The 23,021-nt window shown below is 69.1% G+C and carries 16 protein-coding genes; 8 read left to right on the top strand and 8 right to left on the bottom strand.

Annotation, left to right across the window (positions count from 1 at the left end; all coding sequences use genetic code 11):
• Window positions 1-243: 243 nt before the first annotated feature.
• On the bottom strand, window positions 244-1,488 hold the full coding sequence (locus tag ABZ348_RS04585) for a helix-turn-helix transcriptional regulator (protein WP_358929269.1): 1,245 nt from the start codon (window positions 1,486-1,488) through the stop codon (window positions 244-246).
• Between the two features lie 650 nt (window positions 1,489-2,138).
• Here ABZ348_RS04585 and ABZ348_RS04580 point away from each other — a divergent pair.
• Together ABZ348_RS04580 and ABZ348_RS04575 are read left to right on the top strand one after the other, a co-directional pair.
• Window positions 2,139-3,713: a S8 family peptidase gene (locus ABZ348_RS04580; protein WP_358929267.1), complete on the top strand. Its 1,575-nt coding sequence runs from the start codon at window positions 2,139-2,141 to the stop codon at window positions 3,711-3,713.
• A 192-nt stretch (window positions 3,714-3,905) separates the two neighbouring features.
• Window positions 3,906-5,057 (top strand): DUF4190 domain-containing protein, encoded by a 1,152-nt coding sequence (locus ABZ348_RS04575; protein WP_358929265.1) that lies wholly within the window; start codon window positions 3,906-3,908, stop codon window positions 5,055-5,057.
• A 231-nt stretch (window positions 5,058-5,288) separates the two neighbouring features.
• Here ABZ348_RS04575 and ABZ348_RS04570 read toward each other — a convergent pair whose 3' ends face one another.
• Window positions 5,289-6,677 (bottom strand): glycoside hydrolase family 18 protein, encoded by a 1,389-nt coding sequence (locus tag ABZ348_RS04570; RefSeq protein WP_358929263.1) that lies wholly within the window; start codon window positions 6,675-6,677, stop codon window positions 5,289-5,291.
• A 277-nt stretch (window positions 6,678-6,954) separates the two neighbouring features.
• On the opposite strand from ABZ348_RS04570, the gene ABZ348_RS04565 reads away from it, so the two are divergent.
• The 5 genes from ABZ348_RS04565 to ABZ348_RS04545 all read left to right on the top strand — a co-directional run bounded on the left by ABZ348_RS04565 (window position 6,955) and on the right by ABZ348_RS04545 (window position 12,373).
• A complete protein-coding gene (locus ABZ348_RS04565; protein ID WP_358929261.1) occupies window positions 6,955-7,707 on the top strand; it encodes a GntR family transcriptional regulator in 753 nt (250 codons plus the stop codon).
• Between the two features lie 277 nt (window positions 7,708-7,984).
• Complete coding sequence (locus ABZ348_RS04560; RefSeq protein ID WP_329022951.1) at window positions 7,985-8,164, top strand: SPOR domain-containing protein; 180 nt, start codon at window positions 7,985-7,987, stop codon at window positions 8,162-8,164.
• Window positions 8,165-8,395: 231 nt separating this feature from the next.
• On the top strand, window positions 8,396-8,833 hold the full coding sequence (locus ABZ348_RS04555; RefSeq protein ID WP_358929259.1) for a (deoxy)nucleoside triphosphate pyrophosphohydrolase: 438 nt from the start codon (window positions 8,396-8,398) through the stop codon (window positions 8,831-8,833).
• A gap of 360 nt (window positions 8,834-9,193) precedes the next feature.
• Window positions 9,194-9,610 carry an ATP-binding protein gene (locus ABZ348_RS04550; protein ID WP_358929257.1) on the top strand — a complete coding sequence of 139 codons (417 nt, stop codon included), beginning with the start codon at window positions 9,194-9,196 and terminating at the stop codon, window positions 9,608-9,610.
• 147 nt (window positions 9,611-9,757) lie between these two features.
• Window positions 9,758-12,373: a SpoIIE family protein phosphatase gene (locus tag ABZ348_RS04545; protein WP_358929255.1), complete on the top strand. Its 2,616-nt coding sequence runs from the start codon at window positions 9,758-9,760 to the stop codon at window positions 12,371-12,373.
• 132 nt (window positions 12,374-12,505) lie between these two features.
• Here the strand turns inward: ABZ348_RS04545 and ABZ348_RS04540 are convergent, their stop codons facing one another.
• The 6 genes from ABZ348_RS04540 to ABZ348_RS04515 all read right to left on the bottom strand — a co-directional run bounded on the left by ABZ348_RS04540 (window position 12,506) and on the right by ABZ348_RS04515 (window position 19,480).
• Window positions 12,506-13,219: a PspA/IM30 family protein gene (locus ABZ348_RS04540; protein ID WP_358929253.1), complete on the bottom strand. Its 714-nt coding sequence runs from the start codon at window positions 13,217-13,219 to the stop codon at window positions 12,506-12,508.
• Between the two features lie 202 nt (window positions 13,220-13,421).
• Window positions 13,422-15,518: a TPM domain-containing protein gene (locus tag ABZ348_RS04535; protein ID WP_358929251.1), complete on the bottom strand. Its 2,097-nt coding sequence runs from the start codon at window positions 15,516-15,518 to the stop codon at window positions 13,422-13,424.
• 130 nt (window positions 15,519-15,648) lie between these two features.
• Window positions 15,649-16,443 carry a succinate dehydrogenase/fumarate reductase iron-sulfur subunit gene (locus ABZ348_RS04530; RefSeq protein ID WP_358929249.1) on the bottom strand — a complete coding sequence of 265 codons (795 nt, stop codon included), beginning with the start codon at window positions 16,441-16,443 and terminating at the stop codon, window positions 15,649-15,651.
• Window positions 16,440-18,365 carry a fumarate reductase/succinate dehydrogenase flavoprotein subunit gene (locus ABZ348_RS04525; RefSeq protein WP_358929247.1) on the bottom strand — a complete coding sequence of 642 codons (1,926 nt, stop codon included), beginning with the start codon at window positions 18,363-18,365 and terminating at the stop codon, window positions 16,440-16,442. The genes ABZ348_RS04530 and ABZ348_RS04525 overlap by 4 nt, the downstream gene beginning before the upstream one ends.
• Window position 18,366: 1 nt before the next feature.
• Window positions 18,367-19,188 (bottom strand): hypothetical protein, encoded by an 822-nt coding sequence (locus tag ABZ348_RS04520; RefSeq protein ID WP_358929245.1) that lies wholly within the window; start codon window positions 19,186-19,188, stop codon window positions 18,367-18,369.
• Window positions 19,189-19,225: 37 nt separating this feature from the next.
• Complete coding sequence (locus tag ABZ348_RS04515) at window positions 19,226-19,480, bottom strand: hypothetical protein (RefSeq protein ID WP_358929243.1); 255 nt, start codon at window positions 19,478-19,480, stop codon at window positions 19,226-19,228.
• 329 nt (window positions 19,481-19,809) lie between these two features.
• Here ABZ348_RS04515 and ABZ348_RS04510 point away from each other — a divergent pair, with 329 nt between their 5' ends.
• Window positions 19,810-22,605, top strand: a complete 2,796-nt coding sequence (locus tag ABZ348_RS04510; RefSeq protein WP_358929241.1) for an ABC transporter family substrate-binding protein — start codon at window positions 19,810-19,812, stop codon at window positions 22,603-22,605.
• The last annotated feature ends 416 nt before the right edge of the window (window positions 22,606-23,021 follow it).

The raw sequence follows: 23,021 nt of genomic DNA, 5'->3' as shown, positions 1-23,021 counted from the left end.
GTGGCGCTGGTTCCCCCGGTCCCTCTGGTCCGGGGGCGGACCGTGAGGCGGTACAGCGCGACCACGGGAGGCGTACGGGTGGCCATGGGCGCGTCACCGGTCGAGGGCAGCCCGAAGAAACCGGGGTGCGGTGCGACAGGTGGGGATCAGAGGGTGGTGGAATCGTCGGATCCGGACGAGCCGGGCTGCCGGATGGTCCGACGTACCGGGCGGCTCAAGCAGGTGTCGTTCGTGGGGCGCGTGTCAGTCGTGCGCGGGGGCGAGCACCTGGGCCAGTGCCGGCTGGAGATCGCGTACGGCCCGGCTGCTCCGGAACCGGGAGAGTTCCCGCGCGAGACGTCGGACGTCGCTGTTCACCGTGGCTGAGGGCACGGCCGGCATCACCCCTAGGAACTCCGCGGCGATCGTGCACGCGTGCTCGACCTCTCCGGAGGCGGCGTGGGCCAAGGATCTACGGAAGCCGTACCGGGCGCGGGTGCGCAACGCGTGCGGCGGGAGGCGACGGCATTCCCGGTCGAGAATCTCGGCGGCGGCCTTGGGGCGGCCGAGGTCATAGAGGCACCAGCCGGTCGTCATCTCCGCCGGATCGCTCACATGGGTGGTGCCGATCAGAGGCTCAGTGCCGTTACGGGCGTCGTCGCTGTCGAGGAGCTTCCGCGCCCGGTCGAGACTGCGGAGGCAGTCGCGTTCGTCACCGACGAGCGCGTGTCCCTGCGCCTCCCTCTGGGCCGCGAGTCCCCGGATGCGCGGCGGGAGTTCGTCGCCCTGGGCCTGGCGGGCCAGGGCGATCGTGCCCACAGCGTCCCCGTCGTAGAGCGTGACCAGGGCACGTCGGACGAGCGCGTAGGAACCGAGGAACGGATCACCCCCGGCACGCGCCAGTTCGGCTGCCTCGCCGGTCCAGCCGAGTGCCGCGCCGCTGTCTCCGGCTTCCTGAGCCATCCAGCCGGTGAACTCTGCGAACCGCGATGCGAGCAGGAGCATGGGGGATCGAGTGGCGGACGGGGTGTCGGTGACCAGGCCGGCGACCGTGCGCGTCTGCGTCTCCAGCAGGGGAAGCAGGACCTTCGGCGCGGTGGACTGGCCGAGTTTTCGCAACTGGTCGAACTGGGCCAGGAAGGAGGGGAGGAGAGGGTTGGTAGCAGGGGGCGCCTGGCTGCCGAGTTTTAGGCCGAGGTCGATCAACGCGCCCGAACCCGCTGCGAGAACCGCCCGGCGCCCGACGAGCCACGGGCTCGGAGCAGGGTTCTCTGCGGTGTCCGCGTCGATCTCCGGGCTGGCGGCCAGGCGTTGTAACTCGCCGTCCGCCCCGAGGAAGGCGTCGCACCGCCTGGCCAACTGGGGGGACGCGGAACGCTCCCCGCGCTCGACCTTGCTGAGATGCCCCTTGTCGTAGTTGAGGGCCGCGGAGAACTCGGTCAGAGTGAGCCCCGCTTCCTGTCGTAAACGGCGGAGCTCCGGGCCGAAACGTACATTCGCACTCACCATCAACCTCCCCTTTGAACAGCGACCATGAGAGCCGTGCAGGCCCACGAGGGACCTTGGTTCGAATTCGCAAGACGAAGTAAGGACTCGGCAGCGAACACCCGTCGTGACGGAGTCGTCTCGCTGTGCATCCGAAAGCGAGTCTGGCACGAGGTGCGTTTGAAGGATCGAGGTTCGGCGGGGTTGCCCGTTGCCTCTTCGATTCGCTCCGGGACGTATGCCTCCGGGTCCCTGCCTGACCGGCCCGTGCCGTACTTCTCGAATCACGGGTTCCGCCCGTGTGACCATCGCCATCGCGCCACACTCGCCGACGAACGTGTTCCCGTCGTTGCGGTCTCGCGCACCGGAGTCGGCGAGACCTGGGCTCTGAACCCCCGCGGGCATCCTCCTGTCGGAGTGCCTGGTTCGCCGGTCGCAGCCCCAGTCGGGTGGTGTGCACGGTGGCAGGGGTGGCGGCGCCAACGGGTGTTGAACGCTGAGTGACTTGTGTGGCGCATGTGTTACATCGGCGTGCGGCCCCTTGTGGGATTCCTATGGAGCGGCCAATCTTTCGCTCAGCAGTCAAGGCATGTACATGGCAGATTCAGCTGCCATTAATTGTCATGCCCATGATGAAGATCGCATGTGTCACCCATCGAGGAGGATCCCCCGACATGACAGTGCTGCGTATTCCGCGTCGAAGACTTACTGCGGCCAGTGCCATAACTGTTGCTGCCCTCGCGCTCGGCGCGGCCTCCGTGCTTCCGGCCGCCGCGGCCGAGCAGGCGCCGGAAGGGATCATTCAGAACGCGGGCGCCCCGGGCGTCATCAAGGACAGCTACATCGTCACCCTGCGCGACTCGGCCGCCGATGCCGCCTCCCCTCAAGGCCGGGCCCTCGCCGCCGAGTACGGAGCCAAGATCCGGCACACGTACCACGAGGCGCTGAACGGGTACGCCGTACAGCTGCCCGAGGCGCAGGCCAAGAAGTTCGCCGCCGACCCGGCCGTTGCCACCGTCGTCCAGAACCGCACCTTCACCATTGCCGCGACCCAGCCCAATCCGCCGTCCTGGGGACTGGACCGGATCGATCAGCGCGCACTGCCCCTCAACGGCAGCTACACCTACCCGGACACCGCCGGTGAGGGCGTGACCGCGTACGTCATCGACACCGGGGTGCGCATCTCGCACGCGGACTTCGGCGGCCGTGCCAGCGACGGCTACGACGCCGTCGACAACGACAACGTCGCCCAGGACGGCAACGGACACGGCACCCATGTCGCCGGGACCATCGCCGGTAGTGCCCACGGCGTCGCCAAGAAGGCGAAGATCGTCGGCGTGCGGGTGCTCAACAATGCCGGTTCGGGGACGACCGCCGGTGTCGTCGCCGGCATCGACTGGGTGACGCGCAATGCGGTCAAGCCCGCCGTCGCCAACCTCAGCCTCGGCGGCGGCGCCGATGCCACCCTCGACGCCGCCGTGCGCAACTCGATCGCCTCCGGGGTCACCTACGCGATCGCCGCGGGCAACTCCAACGCGGATGCCGCCAACTACTCGCCCGCGCGGGTGACCGAGGCCATCACCGTCGGGTCCACCACCAACACCGACGCCCGGTCCAGCTTCTCCAACTACGGAGGCGTGCTGGACATCTTCGCCCCCGGTTCGTCCATCACCTCCGCGTGGCACACCAGCGACACGGCGACCAGCACCATCTCCGGCACATCGATGGCGGCACCGCACGTGGCGGGTGCGGCGGCGCTGTACCTCGCGACCAACACGGGTGCGACCCCCGCACAGGTCTCCACCGCACTGACCACGGCAGCCACCGCCGGAGTCGTCACCAACCCGGGCCCCGGATCGCCGAACCGCCTGCTCTACGTCGGCACCGGAGACACCAATCCCCCCGGCAAGCGCTTCGAGAACGCCGCTGACCACGCCATCAACGACCACGCCACCGTGGAGTCGCCGGTCACGGTGAGCGGTGTCGCCGGCAACGCCCCGGCCGCGCTGAGCGTGCCCGTCGACATCAAGCACACCTACATCGGCGATCTGCGGATCGACCTGGTCGCGCCCGACGGGACCGTCTACAACCTCAAGGCGTACGGGGCGGGCGGCAGCACGGACAACGTGAACACCACCTACTCGGTGAATGCGTCGTCCGAGGTCGCCAACGGGACCTGGAAGCTGAGGGTCAGCGACAACGCCTCCCAGGACGTCGGCAAGATCGACCTGTGGGCACTCCAGTTCTGATCGTGGAACGGCTTGACTGACAGTACGTCAGAGATTTCCCGCTGATGTGGTGTCGGTGTTCGACAGAGGGGCGGTCGCCATCGCGACCGCCCCTTTTCGCTGTGGACCCGGCGCACGGCGGGCGGTTGGTCGGTCTATACGATTTCGGCCTACCCCGGCCCCACTCCACTTCCGACGAGGAGCGCCGCATCCGTGGATCCATCGCAGCAGGGCGGACAGCAGCCGTACCAGCCGCACCCCACACCACACCAACACCCGGCCTATCTGCCGAACCAGCCGTATCAGTCGTACCCCGTACCGCCCTTCGTGCCGCCCCCCGCGGTGAACGGCCTCTCCATCGTCTCCCTGGTGAGCGGCATCGTCTGCTGTCTGCCGCCGCTCGGTCTCGTCTTCGGTCTGGTCTCGCTGAGGCAGATCCGGCGCCGTGGGGAGCGCGGCAAGGGCATGGCGATAGCGGGCACCGTCCTCTCCTCGATCAGCACCCTGCTGACGCTCGCCCTGCTGGCGACCGGTGTCCTCGGCAGCGCGTGGGAGGGGATGAAGGAAGGCATGGACGAGGCGTCGCGTTCCCGCAGCACCCTCGATCTGCGCACGGGTGACTGTTTCAACCTGCCGGGCGAGGGTGTGACCGAGGAGAAGGAGACCGCCGCCGTCGAGACGGTGGAGTGTGCCGGCGAGCACCAGGCGGAGATCGCCGGAGACCACAAGATCACCGGATACGGCGAGTTCCCGGGTGCACGACGGCTGGAGGCCCTGGCCGAAACGGGCTGCCAGAAGATCAACGACGCCTATGCGATGGACCCGTGGGTGGTGCCCCACGCCATGGACTTCTACTACTACCTGCCGACCCGTGAGAGCTGGCGGTTGGGTGACAGAAGCATCACCTGCGGGTTCGCCACCACCAAGGGCGAGATGACGACGGGTTCCGTACGGCGGGACGCCACCGTCCTCGACACCCACCAGCTGGCGTACCTCCGGGCCGAAAGCCTGATCCTTCAGGCGCACTACGTGATTCCCGAAGCGGACTTCGCCGAGGACGTCGCAGGTCACCAGAGCTGGGCGACACGCGTGGCCGCGGCCCTCACCGGGCAGGCGCGGGCGCTGCGACAGCACGCCTGGCCACAGGGCGCGGCCGGCGTGGCTGCGACCCGGGCCGCGGAGTTCGAACGGGCCGGGGCGCGCTGGCAGAAGGCGGCCGAGGCTCGGGACGAGGAGCGTTTTTGGGAGCACAGCCGGGCGGGGGAGACCACCCTGGCCCGGAAGACGGAGATCGCCCTCCGCAGTGCCATCGGGCTGGAGACCGTGCCGCCGGTCGATGAGGTCGGCGAGGAGAGCTCCGTCTGAGTCGATGCCGTCCGGCGCTCTCGGTGGTGGTCGGGCTGGCCGGGTACGGGCGCGAGCTTCCACGGGTGGCGATCCGCGCGGTCGGCCTCGGCAGACGGGTAGGTACACCCGGCCGCCCGGGGGGTGGTGCGGAAGAGACCGGCGCCCCCCGGGCCACCGACAGCCCGTACGACGCCGGCCTCGTTCCGATCGCTCCCCCGGAGTCACTGACTCCGGGGGAGCTGTGCCACATCAGCGGCGCTTGAGTCCACGGTCGATGCTGGACATCAACTCACCGTCTGAGGTGTCTCCGTCCAGGGACCAGACCATGGCCCCGCCGAGACCCTCCTCGCGGATGTACTCCGTCTTGGCGCGCAGCACCTGGGGGTCGTCGTACGTCCACAGGGTGTTGCCGTCGAAGATCCAGGCGTGCCCGTTCTTCTTGTCGCGGTGGACCTGGTACGTCCCCGAGTCGACCAGCTTCTTCAGGGCCTTGTAGTCCTCGTAGCCGGCCTGCCAGGTGGCGGGCGCGGGGCGCGCGGCGGGCTGGTTCAGCCCGTCGCCCCCACCGGTCACTCCGGTCCAGCCCTGACCGTAGAACGGGAGGCCCACGACCAGCTTGCGGGCGGGAGCGCCGCGCTTGAGCCAGTCGTTCACGGTTTGGTCGACACTGAAGTCGTTCTTCGCCCGCAGGGCGGACTGCTGGTTCGTGGTCGCCTCACCTGAGACGTGGAAGTCGTAGCCCTGGAGGTTGACCCAGTCCAGATCGCGCATGATCTTGCGGACCTCGAAGCCAGCGTCGATCTTGGCGGGGGCGGTCGGGACGAAGGCGGTGAGGTCGTAGTGCTTGGCCTTCTTGCCCGTCCGGACGGCCTCGCTCTTCGCGTAGGCGTCGAGCTGGGTGCGGAACTCCTTCACCAGGGCGGTGAAGTTCTTCTTGTCCTCGGGGCGGTAAGGGGTGTCGTCCTCACCGGAGGAGCCGGGCCACTCCCAGTCGACGTCGATGCCGTCGAACACTCCGGCTGCCGCTCCGGCTCCGCCCCGTGTGCCGTCCACGGGCAGATTGCCCTTGATGTAGAGGTCGATGCAGGAGGAGACGAGAGCCTTGCGGGACTCGGGGGTGAGGGCCGCGTTGGAGAAGTGGGTCGACCAGCTCCAGCCGCCCAGCGAGATCAGCGCCTTCAGGCCGGGGTACTTGGCCTTCAGCTCGACGAGCTGGTTGAAGTTTCCTGCGAGGGGTTGGTTCCAGTCGTCCGCGACGCCGTCGACCGAGTTGGCGGCGTCCAGCGGGCGTACGTAGTCGGCCCAGGGGTCACCCTCGCCGAGCGTGCTCGGCATGTAGCACTTGCCTTCGGGGCTGACATTGCCGAAGGCGTAGTTGATGTGGGTGAGCTTGGCCGCCTGACCGGTCTTGTCCATGTCCTTGACCTGGTAGTTCCGGCCGTAGACGCCCCACTGGGTGAAGTAGCCGACGCGCTTGTAGGAGCGCTTGTCGTCATCGTCGTCGTGGGAGGCGCCGGCGGCGGCCCTCGGGGTGACGGTCGCACCCGCCGGGTCGGCGGTCGCCGCGGGGGCGACGGTCGCCATGAGGGAAAGCGCGCAGGCTGCAACTGCGGTGCGAACAAGGGTTCTTCGACGCATATGACTCATTCCTCTGTGTGTCTCGGCGTGGTCGTGCGCCGACACATCTCCGTGAACGGGCGTCGTGCAGCTCAGGACGTTATTGGTCTGTACCAATAAGGTCAATGCTTAGGTAATGAACGATCATTTGGGTTGAGGAAATGTGTCTGCTGAGGCAGGTGGGAATCGGTCGTAGGGGGCCAAGTCATCACTTCGAGTGAAACTCTGGCCCATAGTTGCGGGCAACAATCCGCCGTTGTCAGGCTGTTGCTGTCTGTCAATGTGAGGGGAGTGGCCAGTGACATTCGGTGAGCAGCCCGCGTATTTGCGCGTTGCCGGCGATCTCCGCCAGAAGATCGTCGATGGTTCCCTGCCGCCCCACACCCGTCTCCCCTCGCAGGCTCGCATTCGTGCGGAATACGGGGTTTCGGACACGGTCGCTCTGGAGGCGCGCAAGGTGCTGATGGCCGAGGGCCTCGTGGAGGGCCGTTCCGGATCGGGGACCTATGTACGGGAGCGTCCGGTTCCCCGTCGGATCTCCCGGACCGGCTACCGCTCGCCGCAAGGGGGCAATCCCTTTCGGCAGGAGCAGGCGGCTCAGGGCGCGCGGGGCACCTGGGAGTCCAGTAGCGAGCAGGAGGCGGCAAGCGCGGAGATCGCGGCCCGCCTCGGTGTCGACGTCGGCGCCCGTCTGATGCGCACCCGCTATGTGTTTCGCGACGGCGGCGAGGCGATGATGCTCTCCACCTCGTGGGAGCCGCTGGCCGTCACCGGGCGCACCCCCGTGATGCTGCCCGAAGAGGGGCCGTTGGGCGGGTGCGGGGTGGTCGAACGGATGGCGGCCATCGATGTCGTCGTGGACAACGTCTCGGAAGAGGTCGGTGCTCGACCGGGATTGGCTGAGGAACTGATGACGCTCGGCGGGGTGCCGGGACATGTGGTGATGGTGGTGGCGCGCACCTACTACGCCTCCGGCCAACCGGTCGAGACGGCGGACGTCGTCGTCCTCGCCGATCGGTTCCGGGTGGCCTATCGCCTCCCGGTGAAATGAGTTCGAGCGGACACACCGTCGTGAGTGCAGCCCGTGGTGCTCGTTGAAGACGGTCTGCCCCATGGTGGTGGAGCGGGTGGCGGGAGAGCGGGGGAGTGCTCCATGGTGCTGGGATTGACTCCAGGGAGTGCGCTGACCACCGCGCGCCCTCTGTTTCCTGCCTCTTTGTGTAAACCCGTATCCGCTGAGTGAAGGTCAGGCGTAGGCTCGGGCATATGCGCATTGCGGTTTCCTGGCCACGGTTACGGGCGTGCGAATCAATCGAAGGAGGAGTGCGATGAGTGACACCAGCGCTGTGCTCCCCTGGCTCGTCATACGCGAGGACGACAACGGCAACCGCTATCGCGTCGGCCGGTACGCCACCGAGGACGAGGCTCAGCGGATGGTCACCTCGCTCGATAGCAAGGGGCACAAACAGGTCTACTGGGTTGAGCGGATCGAGCGCACAACTCTCTGAAACGGCGCCTCTCTCTGCCGCCGCGCTTCGCTCGGGGCGTTGCGCTGACGCTCCCGCGGAGGAGCATTCCGCTGGCACAGGGCGTTCTGAACGGGTCCGATCGCGTCGATGCTTCGTGCCCCTGACTCCTGACCCGGCGACCCCTTCGGGGACGGGTCGCCGCAGTTCCTTGGGGGTGCCCCTCAACCGTTCAATGCTCCCGCCGGTGGCCCGCGCAGTAGGCTCCCGCATATGACTGATCCCGTGGTGGTGGTGGCCGCAGCCGTATACGACGGTGGGCGAATGCTCGCCGCACGGCGCAGCGCCCCCGCGGATGTCGCCGGTCGCTGGGAGTTGCCGGGCGGCAAGTTGGAGCCGGGGGAGAGTGCCGAGGACGGACTCCTGCGTGAGCTGCGGGAAGAACTCGGGGTGGAAGCCGAGATCCTCAACAGGATCCCTGGTGAGTGGCCGTTGAAGTCGGGCTATGTGCTCCAGGTGTGGACAGCGCGACTGGTGTCGGGCGAACCGCAGCCGTTGGAAGACCACGACGCCCTGCGCTGGTTGTTCCCCGATGAGACCGACAGCGTGGACTGGCTCGACCAGGACCGCCCGGCCGTGGCCGAAGCAGCACGTCAGTTGCGTCAAACCCGCGACGCGTTCCCGGTCGAAGGCGATGGGCGCTCGGTCTGAGTGGCGACCTGCGCCCCTTGTCCGGCAATGGATGACGACTCGACCGTCGGTCCTCGGCGGGAAGGGCGCTCGTGGATTGCGCTGGACGGGTGCGCGGGGCCGCGTATCGAAGGGGTGGGCCACTCCCACATCCCGCCGGGGGTGACGGCTCCTCGACTTCCGGCAGCCCTCCCCAGGTGAGAGCCCTCGACGCAGTCGGCGACGACACCGCGTCCGGCATGGCGGGTGCCGCTCATCCCCTACGCCAAGTGCATCAGCGACATGCCGTTTAAGTGGCTTATCGCGATATCCCACACCAAATACCGGGTATGTGCTGGTTAACCCCGTTGAGAGGGGTGCGAGTCTGCTGCGATCCGGGAAGTGAGCGGCGTGATCGACATTGACGGCGCACGCGCCGAGTGGACCTTCCCTGCCGAGGCCAACGCCGTACGCACCGCACGCCACGCCGTTCGCGACACCTTGAACGCCTGGGGGCTGGACCCCGGTACGCGCGATGTGACCGTCCTGCTGGTCAGCGAACTGGTGACCAACTCCCTGCGCTATGCCTCGGGGCCGATCGGCGTCCGGGTCGCCCACCGGGAACCGGTCGAGGGCCCTCCCTCCCTGCTGGTCGAGGTCTCCGACCCCCTGCCCGATCCCCCCACCGAACGGGTCGCCGCCCACGATGACGAGGGCGGTCGGGGCCTCCAACTGGTCGCCGGTTCCGCCCGCCGCTGGGGTACCAGACGGGACACAGAAGGCAAGACGGTGTGGTTCGAGCTGGCACTTGCCGGTTAAAAGTGTGAAGGGACAACGATCACAGCTCGTACGGCGCAAAATGAACGAGACCGTGCTGTGATCGTGAACGCCGTGTCCGTCAGCGCCGTAGTGCTGAATACTGCGGTCATGGCCGGTCCGGTGCGGTGAGCTGGAGGGGACGGTCGCGTGAGCGAGATATCTGGGTCGACAGGCAGCGTTGTATGGCAGAGCAACCCGCCTGGCTCGATCTATGACTACATCAGGGCCGCCTCTTTTTCGATCGGTCCTGACGGTCGGATCGATCAGTGGAGTCAACGTGCGGTAGAGCTCTTCGGCATGACGGCCGCCGAGGTCAGGGGCAAGGACCCGGTCGAGGTCTTCGTCCCCGCTGAGCTGCGCCCGCGCGGTCGGCGCCAGGTGGCGGAGATCCTCGACGGCAAGGAGTGGACGGGACTCGTCCCCTACCGGTTGCCGGGAGTCGAAGGTGCCCAAGGGGTAGCCGAGATCTATGTGATGCCCAGTGAGACGGAGACGGGGGCCCGCGCGGCCCTCTGTATCGTCGTCGATGTCCAAGCGTTGCGTCGGATCGAAACCGATCTCGCTGCCTCGCAGGCCATTTTCGGCCAATCCCCCTTTGGGTTTCTCCTCTTCGGCACCGACCTCAAGGTGCAGCGCGCCAACCAGCGCTTCGCCACCCTCTTCGGGGGCTCCGCCGATGACCACCGGGGGCGGACGGTCTACGACTACCTCTCCCGCTCCGAAGCGGACCGGATGACGGCGTCGCTGCGCAGGGTCCTCGCGACCGGTGAACCGGCGATCGACCTCCAACTCGTGGGCTCGATACCCAACAGCACGGACCGCAGGCACTGGTCGATCAATCTCTACCGCGTCCACAGCGGCTCCGGACGCCCCGTCGGCGTGGCCGGCATCGGCACCGATGTCACCCGCCGTCATGTCGCCGCCCGTGAAGCCGCGAACGCCCGCCGCAACCTCGCGCTCCTCAACGAGGCGAGCGCCCGCATCGGCAACTCGCTCGATCTGGAGACGACCGCCCGCGAACTCCTCGACGTCGCCGTCCCCGGCTTCTGCGACCTCGCGTCCGTCGACCTCTACCAGGGGCTGCTCACCGGAGAGGAAGCCCCGCCCGGCCGGTGGGACTCCCCGCGCGCCGAAGGCGCCGGTGCGGGAACCGCCACCCTCCGCCGCGTCGCCTTCGCCAGCGCGGTCTCCGACGCCCCCCTGATCACGACACCGGGCTGCGGCTCCCGCGGCAACACCCCCACCTCCGTGGGCGAGGTCCACCGCTACGCCTTCAACTCGCCGTGCGCCAACGCCCTGCGCGCGGCTCGCGTCCAGTTGATACCCGGCGAGGAGGGCAGCCTCGTCCAGTCCACGCTCGCCGTGCCGATGATGGCCCACGACACGGTCGTCGGACTGGTGCAGTTCTCCCGGGCCAAGGGGAGCGAGCCCTTCGGCGAGCGCGACCGGGCGTTGGCGACGGAACTCGCCGCCCGTGCCGCGGTCTGCATCGACAACGCGCGCCTCTACCGCAGGGAGCACGAGCGGGCGTTGATCCTCCAGCGCAGCCTCCTCCCACCGGGCGACCCCGAGGCCGCCGGCCTCGACATCGCCTGTCGCTACCTCCCCGGCAACACCGCGACCGAAGTCGGCGGGGACTGGTTCGACGTCATCGAACTCCCCGGGCACCGCACGGCACTCGTCGTCGGCGATGTGATGGGGCGGGGACTGCGGGCGGCGGTGGCCATGGGCGAACTGCGGACGGCGGTCAGGACCCTGGCACTGCTCGACCTGGAACCCGCGGAGGTGCTCTCCGCGCTGGACGAGGTCGCCCGAGGACTCGGCAGCCCCATCGGCGCCCAGCAGTCCGCACGCGTCGCCCATAAGTCCCGTGAGGCCGACCTCGCCGAGGTGTACCTCGCCACCTGCGTCTACGCCGTCTACGACCCGGTCACCCGGCGGTGCACCTTCGCCAACGCGGGGCATCTGCCGCCCGTCCTCGTCGAACCGGGCGAGGAGGCACTGTTGCTCGACGTGCCTCCGGGGATGCCCCTGGGCGTCGGCGGTGAGCCCTTCGAAGAGGTCGAGGTCGAGCTCCCGGAAGGAGCACTCCTCGCCCTCTACACCGATGGTCTCGTCGAATCCCGTGACCAGCCCCTCGACGACGGACTGCTTGCCTTCCGCACCGCTCTGACCGACCCCTCCCGGCCCGCACCGGGGCACCGGTCGCCGGCGGCGATACGGCCCGCGGACGTCTCCAAGTCGTTGGAGGACGTCTGCGACCACGTGCTGAACACGCTCGACACCCGGCACGGCGAGGATGACATCGCCCTGCTGATGGCCCAGGTGCAAGGACTGCCCGCCGACGCCGTCGGTGACTGGCGACTGCCGCGCGAGCCGCGCTCGGTCGGACGCGCCCGTGAACTCACCCGGGGCCAACTGCTCTCCTGGGACCTCGACGCCCTCGTCGACACCGTAGAACTGTTGGTGAGCGAGCTTGTGACCAACGCCCTGAGGTACGGCGAGGGCGAGATTCGGCTTCGGCTGCTGCGCGATCGCACCCTGGTCTGTGAGGTGTGGGACGCGGGGCTGGTCCAGCCGCGACGCCGAAGGGCGCGGGACACCGACGAAGGCGGCCGGGGCCTCCAACTGGTGGGCATGCTCAGCGCAGGCTGGGGCTCGCGCCGGACGCCCCGCGGCAAGACCGTCTGGTTCGAACTGGCCCTGCCGGACGACGGACCGGCCGCCGAACCCACCGTGGAGCAACTGCTCAGCATGTTCTGATCGGCCTCCCCACCGCCGACGGGCTCGCCGGACGACAGACCCCGCCCTTCCAGCGAGCCCGGGACCGCACGCCTCCCGGGCACCTCGTCCCAGACCCCGCTCCCTGATCCAGCCTGATCCAAAAGAAAGACGCTAGGAGGCGGCCTTGAGGGCCGCCAGTCGGGCTTCCACCTCCGCCGTGTCCCCGAGGCTGTCCAACTGTTCGAACTGGGCGTCCAGCGAGGACGCGGCCAGTTCCTGTTTGCCCAGTGCCCTGGCCTCCTCGCGACGCACCTTGTCCTCGAACCGTGAAATCTCGCTGCTGGGATCGAGCACGTTGATGCTCTTCACCGCGTCCATCATCTGGTTCTGGGCGTACGCAGTCCGTGAGCGGGCCACCAGTTCGTCCCGCTTCGACTGGAGCTCGCCGAGTTTGATCTTCATCTCGTCGAGTCCGCTCTTCAACTTCTCGACCACGTCCGTCTGGGAGGCGATCGTCGGCTCCGCCGTGCGCGCCTCCTTCTCGGACTGCAACTGTCGTTGGAGGGCCACCTTGGCGAGACGGTCGAAGGTGTCGGCGTCCGCACCCTGCCCTTCGACCCTCAGGGCGTCGGCCTTCTTGCTGGCGGCCAGCGCCTTGTCCCCCCAGTCCCGCGCCGCCGCCACGTCCTCCTTGTGGTCCTGCTCCATCAGCCGCAGATTGCCGATGGTGCCCGCCACCGCCTGCTCCGCCTCGCTGATGTTGTTGGTGTAGTCCCTGATCAGTTGGTCGAGCATCTTCTGCGGGTCTTCCGCCTGGTCGATCAGGGCGTTGATGTTGGCCTTCGCCAACTGGGTCACCCGGCCGAGGATGGTCTGTTTGGTCATGGCACATCTCCTTGAGGGGGGTGCTGGACGCCTTCCGGCGATGGCTTCCTCGTCCGTCGTACGCGCTGGCTGCGGGTGCAGTGCCCCGACCGAAGGGACGGGTGCCCGGTGCATGGCCCCGACCCAGGAGAACGGCCCCCGGGGGGAGCCTGCCCAGCACTGAGGTGGGACGCCCCGGCGCTGTGACCCGGGACCCGGTGCATCAGAACCGCCCCCCGCCCATCCGGCCGCGTGTGCCCCCACCGCCGAAACTCCCGGGACCGCCGCCGAAGCCGCCCCCCATGCCGCCGCCATAGCCCCCACCCCTTCCACCGCCGAGCAGTCCGCCGAGGAGGATCCCGCCGAGCACCGCGCCCCCGAGTCCTCCTCCTGCGCTTCCTGCCCCTGGTACACCGCCCGGCCCGAATCGGTTCCCGAATCCCCTGACGTCGTCCTCGGCCAGGTCCTGTGCCCGACGGGCCAGCGCATCGGCCTGCTGGGCCTCGGCGAGTGCGGCTTGCGGGTTCCCACCACCGCCCGCTGCGGCATCGGGACCGGCGAGCTCCGCCGAGTGCGCCAGTCGGCGCTGGGCCTCCGCGAGGCGGGTCCTGGCTTCGCTGCCCACCGCACCGCGGTGCGTGGTGATGTAGTCGACTGCGGCGCCGATCGAGGAGCGGGCCGTGAGGGTGGCCTGTTCCAACAGCGCTCTGGCCCGCCGTCCGCCCTCTTCGTTCTCCCGTGCCCCCGCCAACGAGGCGTCGAGTGCCGCATCCGCCTCCTCCACCCGCCGGAGCGCGTCGATGGGGTCGTAGGGCCCTGCCGCCATCTCCGCCCGCACTTCGGCCGCCACCGATTCCGCCCTGGCGATGCGGCCCTGAAGGGCCGCCGTCGGCTCACCCGGTCCGGTCCCCTTCAACAGACCTCCGGCTTCGGCCAGGTCGCTGTCGGTCTCACTGAGTGCGCCGGGCAGTTTGCCCGCTGCCTCGGCGAGTTCCCTGGCCCGCCGGTCCACCGCTTCCATCAGTCGGCCGGCCTGGTCCAGCGCCCCTTCCACGGCTCGTACGTGGACGGCTGCCGTGCCCCTGTCGTCCGCCTCGATCGACGTACGGGCCCGGTCGAGCCCGGCCCGCGCGAAGACGAGCCGTTCCTTGGCCTGGTCGGCGTCGGCGGCGACCGGTGAGGAGGCCGAGGGCGCGTACCGTTCGCGCATCACGGACAGCGTGGCTTCGGTGGTGATCACCCGTCCGTCGAGGTCGGCGAAGGCGGCTTCCGCGGCGGCCAGTGCCTGCGGGGCGTTCTGCTCCAGGGCGCGCAGCCGGTCGAAGGCGTCGGCTTCGGCGTCCAGTCGTCGATTGGCGTCGGCGCACCGGGCGAGGATCTCGTCCAGCATGTGCCGCCGGGTGTCGTCGTCCTCGGGATGGGCGTCGTCGAGTTGTTGGCGCAGCCGGAAGGCCGCGGTCAACTCGTCCTTGGCGTACGTCACCGCCTCCTGGAAGGGCCTGGCCGCGGCGTCACCGAACTGGGCCGCAGCGAAGCCCAACTCCTCCTGGCTGGTGCGTACGGCGTCGTCGGTCTCGACGAGCGCCTTCCTGGCCTCCTGGTCCAGTTCGGGCAGGGGCGTTGGTGCAGGAGCGCCGCCGCCCGCCCAACCCCGATCGCCCTGTGGAGTCGTCCGGGTGGTTGTGCGCCGTCGGCGTCTCGCCCAGGCGTAGGCGCCGATCGCCCCCGCTCCGCCCACGAGCACGAGGGGCAGCACCAGATCGCCGGCGTCCACGCCGGATGCCGATCCGCCGGGGTCGGGATCACCGGGTGTGATGACGGGCGTGGGCACCGGTCGGTCGCTCAGTGCGGCGGCGTAGCCGTTCGCCGCCCCGATGGCGGCGCCGGCCCAGTCGTTCTGTCGTAGGGGAGGCTCGATGGCCACCGCGGCGACCTCGGAGAGTCGGGCGTCCGTCAGGGGCGAGTCCGCGGGCACCCAGTACGTGTACTGCCGATCGCGCGTGGCCACGGCCAGCAGGGCATCGCTCTGCCCGAGGCCGTTGCGGCGTGCGGTGGCGTCGGCCCACTCCTGGGCCGGACGGCCGGAGAAGTCGTGTACGTAGACGACGAAGAGTTGGAGCCGCTCTTGGCGGTCGAGCCGTTCGAGGGCCTGCGCGACGCCCGCGCGGCGGTCACCGAGTGCGTCCACCCGATCGGTGATCTGACCCTGGCGCTCCAGGACGACGGGGCCGTCGGCCCGAGCGGTCGGTTCGGCGGGCACGATCAGCCACCATGCCGCCACCAGCACGGCCAGCAGCGTCCGAAGGGCTATTCGGGTCACATTCGGGAGGCTATGCCCGGCTTTTATGGCTCGCGAGCCGACGGAGGCCAGACGGGGTAGGCGATGTCTTCAGCGGCCGTGGGCGAGTGTGGCTCGGGGCCGCACGGGACCCCGAGCCACGCTCGTCGCCTCAGCCCCGCGCGCCCGGCCGCCGGCCGATCTTGCTGCCGAGCCACACCAACGGGTCGTACTTGCGGTCCACGGCGCGTTCCTTCAGGGGAATGAGCGCATTGTCCGTGATCTTGATGCCCTCGGGGCAGACCTCCGTACAACATTTGGTGATGTTGCAGTACCCGAGACCGTGTTCGTCCTGCGCGGTCTTCTTACGGTCGAGGCCGGTCTGGGCCGCGGCGTCCAGCGGATGCATGTCCAGCTCGGCCACCCGCATCAGGAACCGCGGTCCGGCGAACGCCTCCTTGTTCTCCTCGTGGTCACGCACCACATGGCAGGTGTCCTGGCACAGGAAGCACTCGATGCACTTGCGGAACTCCTGCGAGCGGTCCACGTCCACCTGCTGCATCCGGTACTCGCCCGCCGCCACCCCGGGAGGCGGTACGAACGACGGCACCTCGCGCGCCTTGGTGTAGTTGAAGGACACGTCCGTCACCAGATCGCGCACCACGGGGAACGCCCGCAGCGGCGTCACCGTGATCGTCTCCTCGCGGGTGAAGACGGACATCCGGGTCATACAGAGCAACCGCGGTCGGCCGTTGATCTCGGCGCTACACGAACCGCACTTGCCGGCCTTGCAGTTCCAGCGGACCGCGAGGTCCGACGCCTGCGTGGCCTGGAGGCGATGGATGATGTCGAGCACCACTTCGCCCTCGTGGACCTCGACGGCGAAGTCCTCCAACTGCCCGCCGTCCTGATCGCCCCGCCACACCCGGAAGTGCGCCGTGTACTGGGTGGAAGCCGTCGCACTCACTGGTAGAGCTCCTCTTCGGAGAGGTACTTGACCAACTCTTCCTTCTCGAAGAGAGCGAGCAGGTCCGGACGGATGGGTTCGGTGGCACGGCGTTCCAGGGCGATCTGTCCCTGCCGTGGATCGGCCGCCGGACTTCCGGTGGGATCGACCAGTCGGCACAGCAGGTTCACCGGTCGCCACTCGCGTTCCATCGTGGGACAGTCCTCGCGGGTGTGGCCGCCGCGGCTCTCGGTACGCTCCAGCGCCGCCCGGGCGATGCACTCGCTGACCAGCAGCATGTTCCGCAGATCCAGCGAGAGGTGCCAGCCGGGGTTGAACTGGCGGTGTCCCTCGACCCCCGCCCGCCGGGCCCGGCCACGCAGATCACCGAGCTTGTCCAGCGCCTGTTCCATCTCCCCACCGCGCCGGATGATGCCGACCAGGTCGTTCATCGTCTGCTGGAGCTCCTGGTGGAGCGTGTACGGATTCTCCGGCTGCGCACCACCCGGCTGGGCCTCCGCCCGGAACGGCCGTAGCGCCTCGGCAGCCGCCGCGTCGATCTGCGCCTCGTCCACGGCGGGACGGGAGACGAGCGCCGCCGCGTGCTCGGCGGCGTGCAGTCCCGCGCGGCGGCCGAAGACCAGGAGGTCGGAGAGGGAGTTGCCGCCCAGTCGGTTGGAGCCGTGCATACCGCCCGCGACCTCGCCCGCTGCGAACAGCCCGGGTACCCCGACGGCCGCAGCGCTCTCGGACTCGACCGCGATCCCGCCCATCACATAGTGGCAGGTGGGACCCACTTCCATGGCCTCGGCGGTGATGTCCACGTCCGCGAGTTCCTTGAACTGGTGGTACATCGACGGCAGTCGGCGCCGGATGACATCGGCAGGCATCCGGGTCGAGACGTCGAGGAACACTCCGCCGTGCGGTGAGCCGCGGCCGGCCTTCACCTCGGAGTTGATGGCCCGGGCGACCTCGTCGCGCGGTAGCAGTTCCGGCGGGCGGCGGTTGTTGTCCGGGTCCTCGTACCAGCGGTCGCCCTCCTCCTCCGTCTGCGCGTACTTCTCCTTGAAGACATCGGGGATGTACTCGAACATGAACCGCTTGCCTTCGGAGTTGCGCAGCACTCCGCCGTCTCCGCGGACCGACTCGGTGACGAGGATGCCCTTCACCGAGGGCGGCCAGACCATTCCGGTCGGGTGGAACTGCACGAACTCCATGTTGAGCAGTGGCGCGCCCGCGAGGAGTGCGAGTGCGTGTCCGTCCCCCGTGTACTCCCAGGAGTTGGACGTCACCTTGAAGGACTTGCCGATGCCGCCGGTGGCGAGGACGACCGCCGGGGCCTCCAGGACGAAGAAGCGGCCGGTCTCGCGCTCGTAGCAGAAGGTGCCGGAGACCCGGTCGCCGTCCTTGAGGATGCGGGTGACCGTGCACTCCTGGAAGACCTTGAGCCGCGCCTCGTAGTCGCCGAACTCGGCCTCGTCCTCCTGTTGCAGCGAGACGATCTTCTGTTGGAGGGTGCGGATGAGCTCAAGGCCGGTGCGGTCGCCGACGTGGGCGAGTCGGGGGTACTCGTGCCCGCCGAAGTTCCGCTGGGAGATCTTTCCGTCGTGGGTGCGGTCGAAGAGCGCGCCCCAGGTCTCCAGTTCCCAGACCCGGTCGGGGGCCTCCTGGGCGTGGAGTTCGGCCATCCGCCACTGGTTGAGGAACTTCCCTCCGCGCATGGTGTCGCGGAAGTGCACCTTCCAGTTGTCTCCGGAGTTCACATTGCCCATGGAGGCGGCAATTCCGCCCTCGGCCATCACCGTGTGGGCCTTGCCGAACAGGGACTTGCAGATCACGGCCGTACGGGCGCCCTGCTCGCGCGCCTCGATGGCCGCCCGCAGACCGGCGCCGCCCGCGCCGACGATCACGACGTCCCACTGCTGTCGTTCCAGCTCTGTCATCTCAGAACAACCTCGGATCGTCGAAGGCACCGGACGCGATCAGATACACGTAGAAGTCGCAGAGTCCGACGCTGATCAGCGAGGCCCAGGCGAGCAGCATGTGGTGCTCGTTGAGCCTGCCGACCCAGCCCCACATGCGATAGCGCACCGGATGCTTGGAGAAGTGCTTCAGCCGGCCGCCGATGATGTGCCGGCAGGAGTGGCAGGAGAGCGTGTAGGCCCAGATGAGCACGATGTTGACGAGGAAGACGAGTGTGCCGAGACCCATGTGGCCCCACTCGTAGTTCTCGTCGCGGAAGGTGAGCACCGTGTCATAGGTGAGGATTCCGGCGACCGGGATGGCCGCGTAGAAGAAGTACCGGTGCATGTTCTGGAAGATCAGCGGGAAGCGGGTCTCGCCCGAGTACTTCTTGTGGGGCTCGGCGACCGCGCAGGCCGGGGGCGAGGCCCAGAAGCCCCGGTAGTAGGCCTTGCGGTAGTAGTAGCAGGTCAGCCGGAAGCCGAGGGGGAAGATCAGGATCAGCAGGGCGGGGGAGAGGCCCCACCAACTGCCGAGGATCTCCCAGTTGGGGCCGCCCTTCATGGGCTCGCAGTTCTCCGCGAGGCACGGTGAGTAGAACGGCGATACGTACGGTGCCGCGTAGTAGTCCGCGTTGGCGAATGCGCGCCAGGTCGAATAGATGATGAATGCGAGCAGTCCGCCCGCGGTCAGGCCCGGTGCGAGCCACCATCGGTCGGTCCGCAGATGGCGGGGGCCGATGGCGGCACGCGTGGGGCCGTGCACGCCGGTATGGACTTGTGTCGGTTCGGTACCAGTGGCCAACGAGGTCTCCTAGGGCCTGCCTTTCGGCCAGGCCGGATCAGGGAGCACGCCTGTCACGGACGCCCAGACCCTCGTCGTCCGAGTCCGTCCACAGCGTGTTGTCGTACGGAACGTCGGGGATGGTGACCAGGTCGACGCGGTCCGTCGGCCTGTGCCCGGGGGCCGAGGTCGAACCGTGTCGCCGGTCGCCTGCGCCACTCAGTCGATCGACGGTTCGTTCCAGCTCGTGGACGCGGTGGGCCAGCTCGTCGAGCTGTTGCTGAATGGTCGTCAGATCTACCTGCTGGGACATGACTTGCCCTCACTTCCGCAGGGTGCGGGTGGCGTCGTTCATGCGCCTGCGAGTGTTGCGCCTCGCATCCCCCTTGGGAAGGGGACGAGCGGGATTCTCATCCCCTCTCATCGCGGACGTGGTCGACGCACCCTTGATGGTTTTGTCCCTATTCTGCTGTTTTCTTGGAATATTTCTGGTTGCGCGGAGTCGCCCATTGCGCCGCACGGGTGACTTTTCGGGGTGTCGACGCCGTGTCTGCGCCCCTGGACGCTCCCTCTCCACTTCAGTGAGCCGGAATCGGTGTGATCATCCCAAATGCCATGAAATAGGATGAAGAGGTAAAGCTCATGCCCCAGGCCGACGAGCCGAGCGGAAGGGCCCGCTCCCGGACTTTCCTGGCCGCCAGGACCCCCGGGGCCACCGAGCCTTCGGAGACGTCCGCGCCCCCCGCCGAACCCTCGGCCGGCGCGGCCGGGGCCGCCTCCCCACCCGCCGTCGAAACAGCCGCAGCACAGGGCGGACCGCATCCGCCGATCGATGCCCAGCGGACCCAAACGGAATCAGCAGTCCGACTCCGCGCGGACGCGTCGCCCGCGCCCGAAGGGGCGCGGCCGACCAGCCGGGGCCGCCGTCCGCGCGGCACCGCCCACCGCACAAGCCGAGCTCTCGCCCTCCTCGCCTGCGGAGCGCTCGTCGTACCCGCACTGGCCGGCTGCACCGCCGACGACGAGGGCACCGGCCAAGCAGCGCCCCAGGACATCGCCCCAACGGCACGCGAAGGCGTCGGCCACGGCGGCAGCCTGAGATGGGCGATCGACGCCGTCCCCACCACCCTGAACACCTTCCAGGCGGACGCCGACGCCGCGACCTCCCGGATTGCGGGAGCCGTGCTGCCCGCCCTCTTCACCCTCGACACCAAAGGCCGCCCCCAGCGCAATCCCGACTATGTGGAATCCGCCGCGGTCGTGGCCCGGGAACCCAAGCAGGTCGTGCTCTACAAGCTCAACCAACGAGCGGTCTGGAGCGACGGCCGCGAGATCGGGGCCCCCGACTTCGCCGCCCAGTGGCGCGCGCTCAGCGGTCGCGACACCGCGTACTGGACCGCGCGCAACGCGGGGTACGAGCGCATCGAGGAGATCCAGAGGGGCGCCAACGACCTGGAGGTCAAGGTCACCTTCAAGAAGCCCTACGCGGACTGGCAGTCCCTCTTCACACCGCTGTACCCCAAGCAGGTGACCGCCAGCCCCGACGCCTTCAACGACGGTGCCCGCAAGACCCTCAAGGCCACCGCGGGACCGTTCCGACTGGGCGCCGTCGACCGCAAGGCGGGCACCGCGGTACTCGAACGCAACCCCCGCTGGTGGGGCGAGCCGGCCAAGCTCAACCAACTGGTGCTCACCGCCGTGCCGCGTGCGGAGCGGGCCGCCGCCCTCGCCGCGGGCAAGGTGGACGTCGCCGAGATCGACCGCGGCACGGCGGAACGCATCGCCCTGGCCAAGCGCGACCGGGGCGCCGCCGGCCAGCAGCACCGAGAGGGCGCCGGCGGCGCAGCCCGCCCGCGCACCGACGGCCAGCCGCCCGCGCAGGGAGCGCAGTCCGCGACCAACGCCGAGCAGAGCGCCCGGGAACTCGCCCATGGCCCGGCAGCCGCCGTCACCCCGTCCGACGCGCTGTTGTCCTGGGCACTGGCCCACGGTTCCGACCCGGAAGCCGCGGAGAAGGCGCAGGCCGCCCGGTTGCGGACCGCCCGCGCGATCGACGTGTACGCAGCCGAACAGCGGGGGCTGACCCGCTACACGGTCCGCAAGTCGCTGGAGCCGGCGTTCACCCAACTCGCACTGAACGGCGAGACCGGCCCGCTCGCCGACGACCGCGTCCGCCGCGCCGTCGCCCGGGCGCTGGACCGCAAGGAACTCGCCGAAACGGTGCTCCGCCCGCTTGGGCTCCCGGCCGTCCCGCCCGGCAGCCACTTGGCCCTGGCCGGGCAGCGCGCGTACACCGACAACAGCGGAGCGCTCGGCGAACAGAACACCCAGGAGGCACAGGCTCTCCTCGCCGACGCCGGTTGGGTGCCCGGCGGGGCGCTCACCAGGCCTGAACCCGCCAAGGCGGGCGGCGAGCGGGTGGACAGCCCGGCCGATCAGTCCGACACGTCCCGCGTGCCCGCGGAGAAGGCCCCGGACGACGGCAAGAACGACGCAGGCACGCACGACGCCGGCAAGAACGACCGCAGCAAGGCCGCCAGCGCCACCTCGACCGCCGACGACGGCAAGGCTCAGGACAATCACGCTGCGAAGGCGGGGAACCGGGCCGTGGACACCCCGTCCAACGAGGGCCTCTACATCGTCGGCGACGAGAAGGACGGCAAGGACGGCAAGGCTGAGGGCATCGGTGCCGCCGCCGTGGGCAGCGACCGCACCCATGTCCTCGCCCCCGCTCCGGTGGACTTCCAGGACCTGTCGATGCAGCGCCGCGCTGACGGCGCCGCCGGGGCGCAGCGCCAGCCGGGCGGCCAAGCGGGTGCGTACGCACCGGCCGGTACGGCGGCACCCGTCGCCGCGGGCGGCCAGCTGGGCAAGGACGGCAAGGCGCTCTCCCTCCGGTTCGTCCTGCCCTCGGGCCCCGGCTCGGAGGCGTTGCGCACGGTCGGCAACAAGATCGTGCGCATGTTGGACCGGATCGGCATCCGGACGGAGATCGTCAAGGTCGCCGACGAGAGCTATTTCCGCGACCACATCGCCTCGGGGAACTACCACCTGGCGCTCTACTCCTGGCCGGCCACCGCCTACCCCGCCACCGACGCCCGCCCCATCTACGCCAAGCCCGAGCCCGCGAGCGACGGATCGCTCCTGGTCGAGCAGAACTACACCCGCGTCGGTACGGACCACATCGACCAGCTCTTCGACCAGGCGGCGGCGGAACTCGACGAGGACACCGCGCGCGACCTGATGCGCCGGGCAGACGCCCGGATCTGGGCCGCCGCCGGGTCCATCCCCCTCTACCAGCGCCCGGAACTGGTCGCCGCCAAGCCGAGCGTCCGCAATGCGGGAGCGTTCGGGTTCGCCACTCCGCGCTACCAGGACATCGGCTTCGCCAAGGGGTCCGTACCGGCGGCGGGGTCCGTGGACGCTGTGCAGCGGTAGCGGCGGACGACGGTGTCCGCGGGCCCCGACGGCCAACGGCCGACCGGCGCCCCTGCCGTGTCATCGCTGGTCAAACGGGTCGGAGAGGCCCGACCTTGAGGCCCGACCTTGAGGCACGGCCTTGAGGCACGGGTCACAACGCTCCCCCACAATCTCAGAGCTCCCTCAACTCCTTGCCCGCCGGGACCACCGGCGGGCAAGGTCATCTCCACCCCTTGACCGGTGGTTCGACCCGATCGACGCTTCCCAGCCCCCGAACCCTTGCGGTCCACCCGCCCCACCTGCGGAACTCCCTCTCTGATCGGTCCGGGAAGCCCCGGACGCAACAGCCCCGTACCATGGGACAAAGCCGTGGCGCGTCTGCCCCGGCGGGGCGTACAGAGGAAAACGCCGCATCCCACGATCGAGAGAAGCGC

The sequence above is a fragment of the Streptomyces sp. NPDC005963 genome (genome assembly GCF_040638655.1).
Lineage (GTDB): Bacteria > Actinomycetota > Actinomycetes > Streptomycetales > Streptomycetaceae > Streptomyces.
The sequence above is the reverse complement of the archived record's forward strand: the minus strand, read 5'-3'. Positions and strand labels throughout refer to the sequence as shown.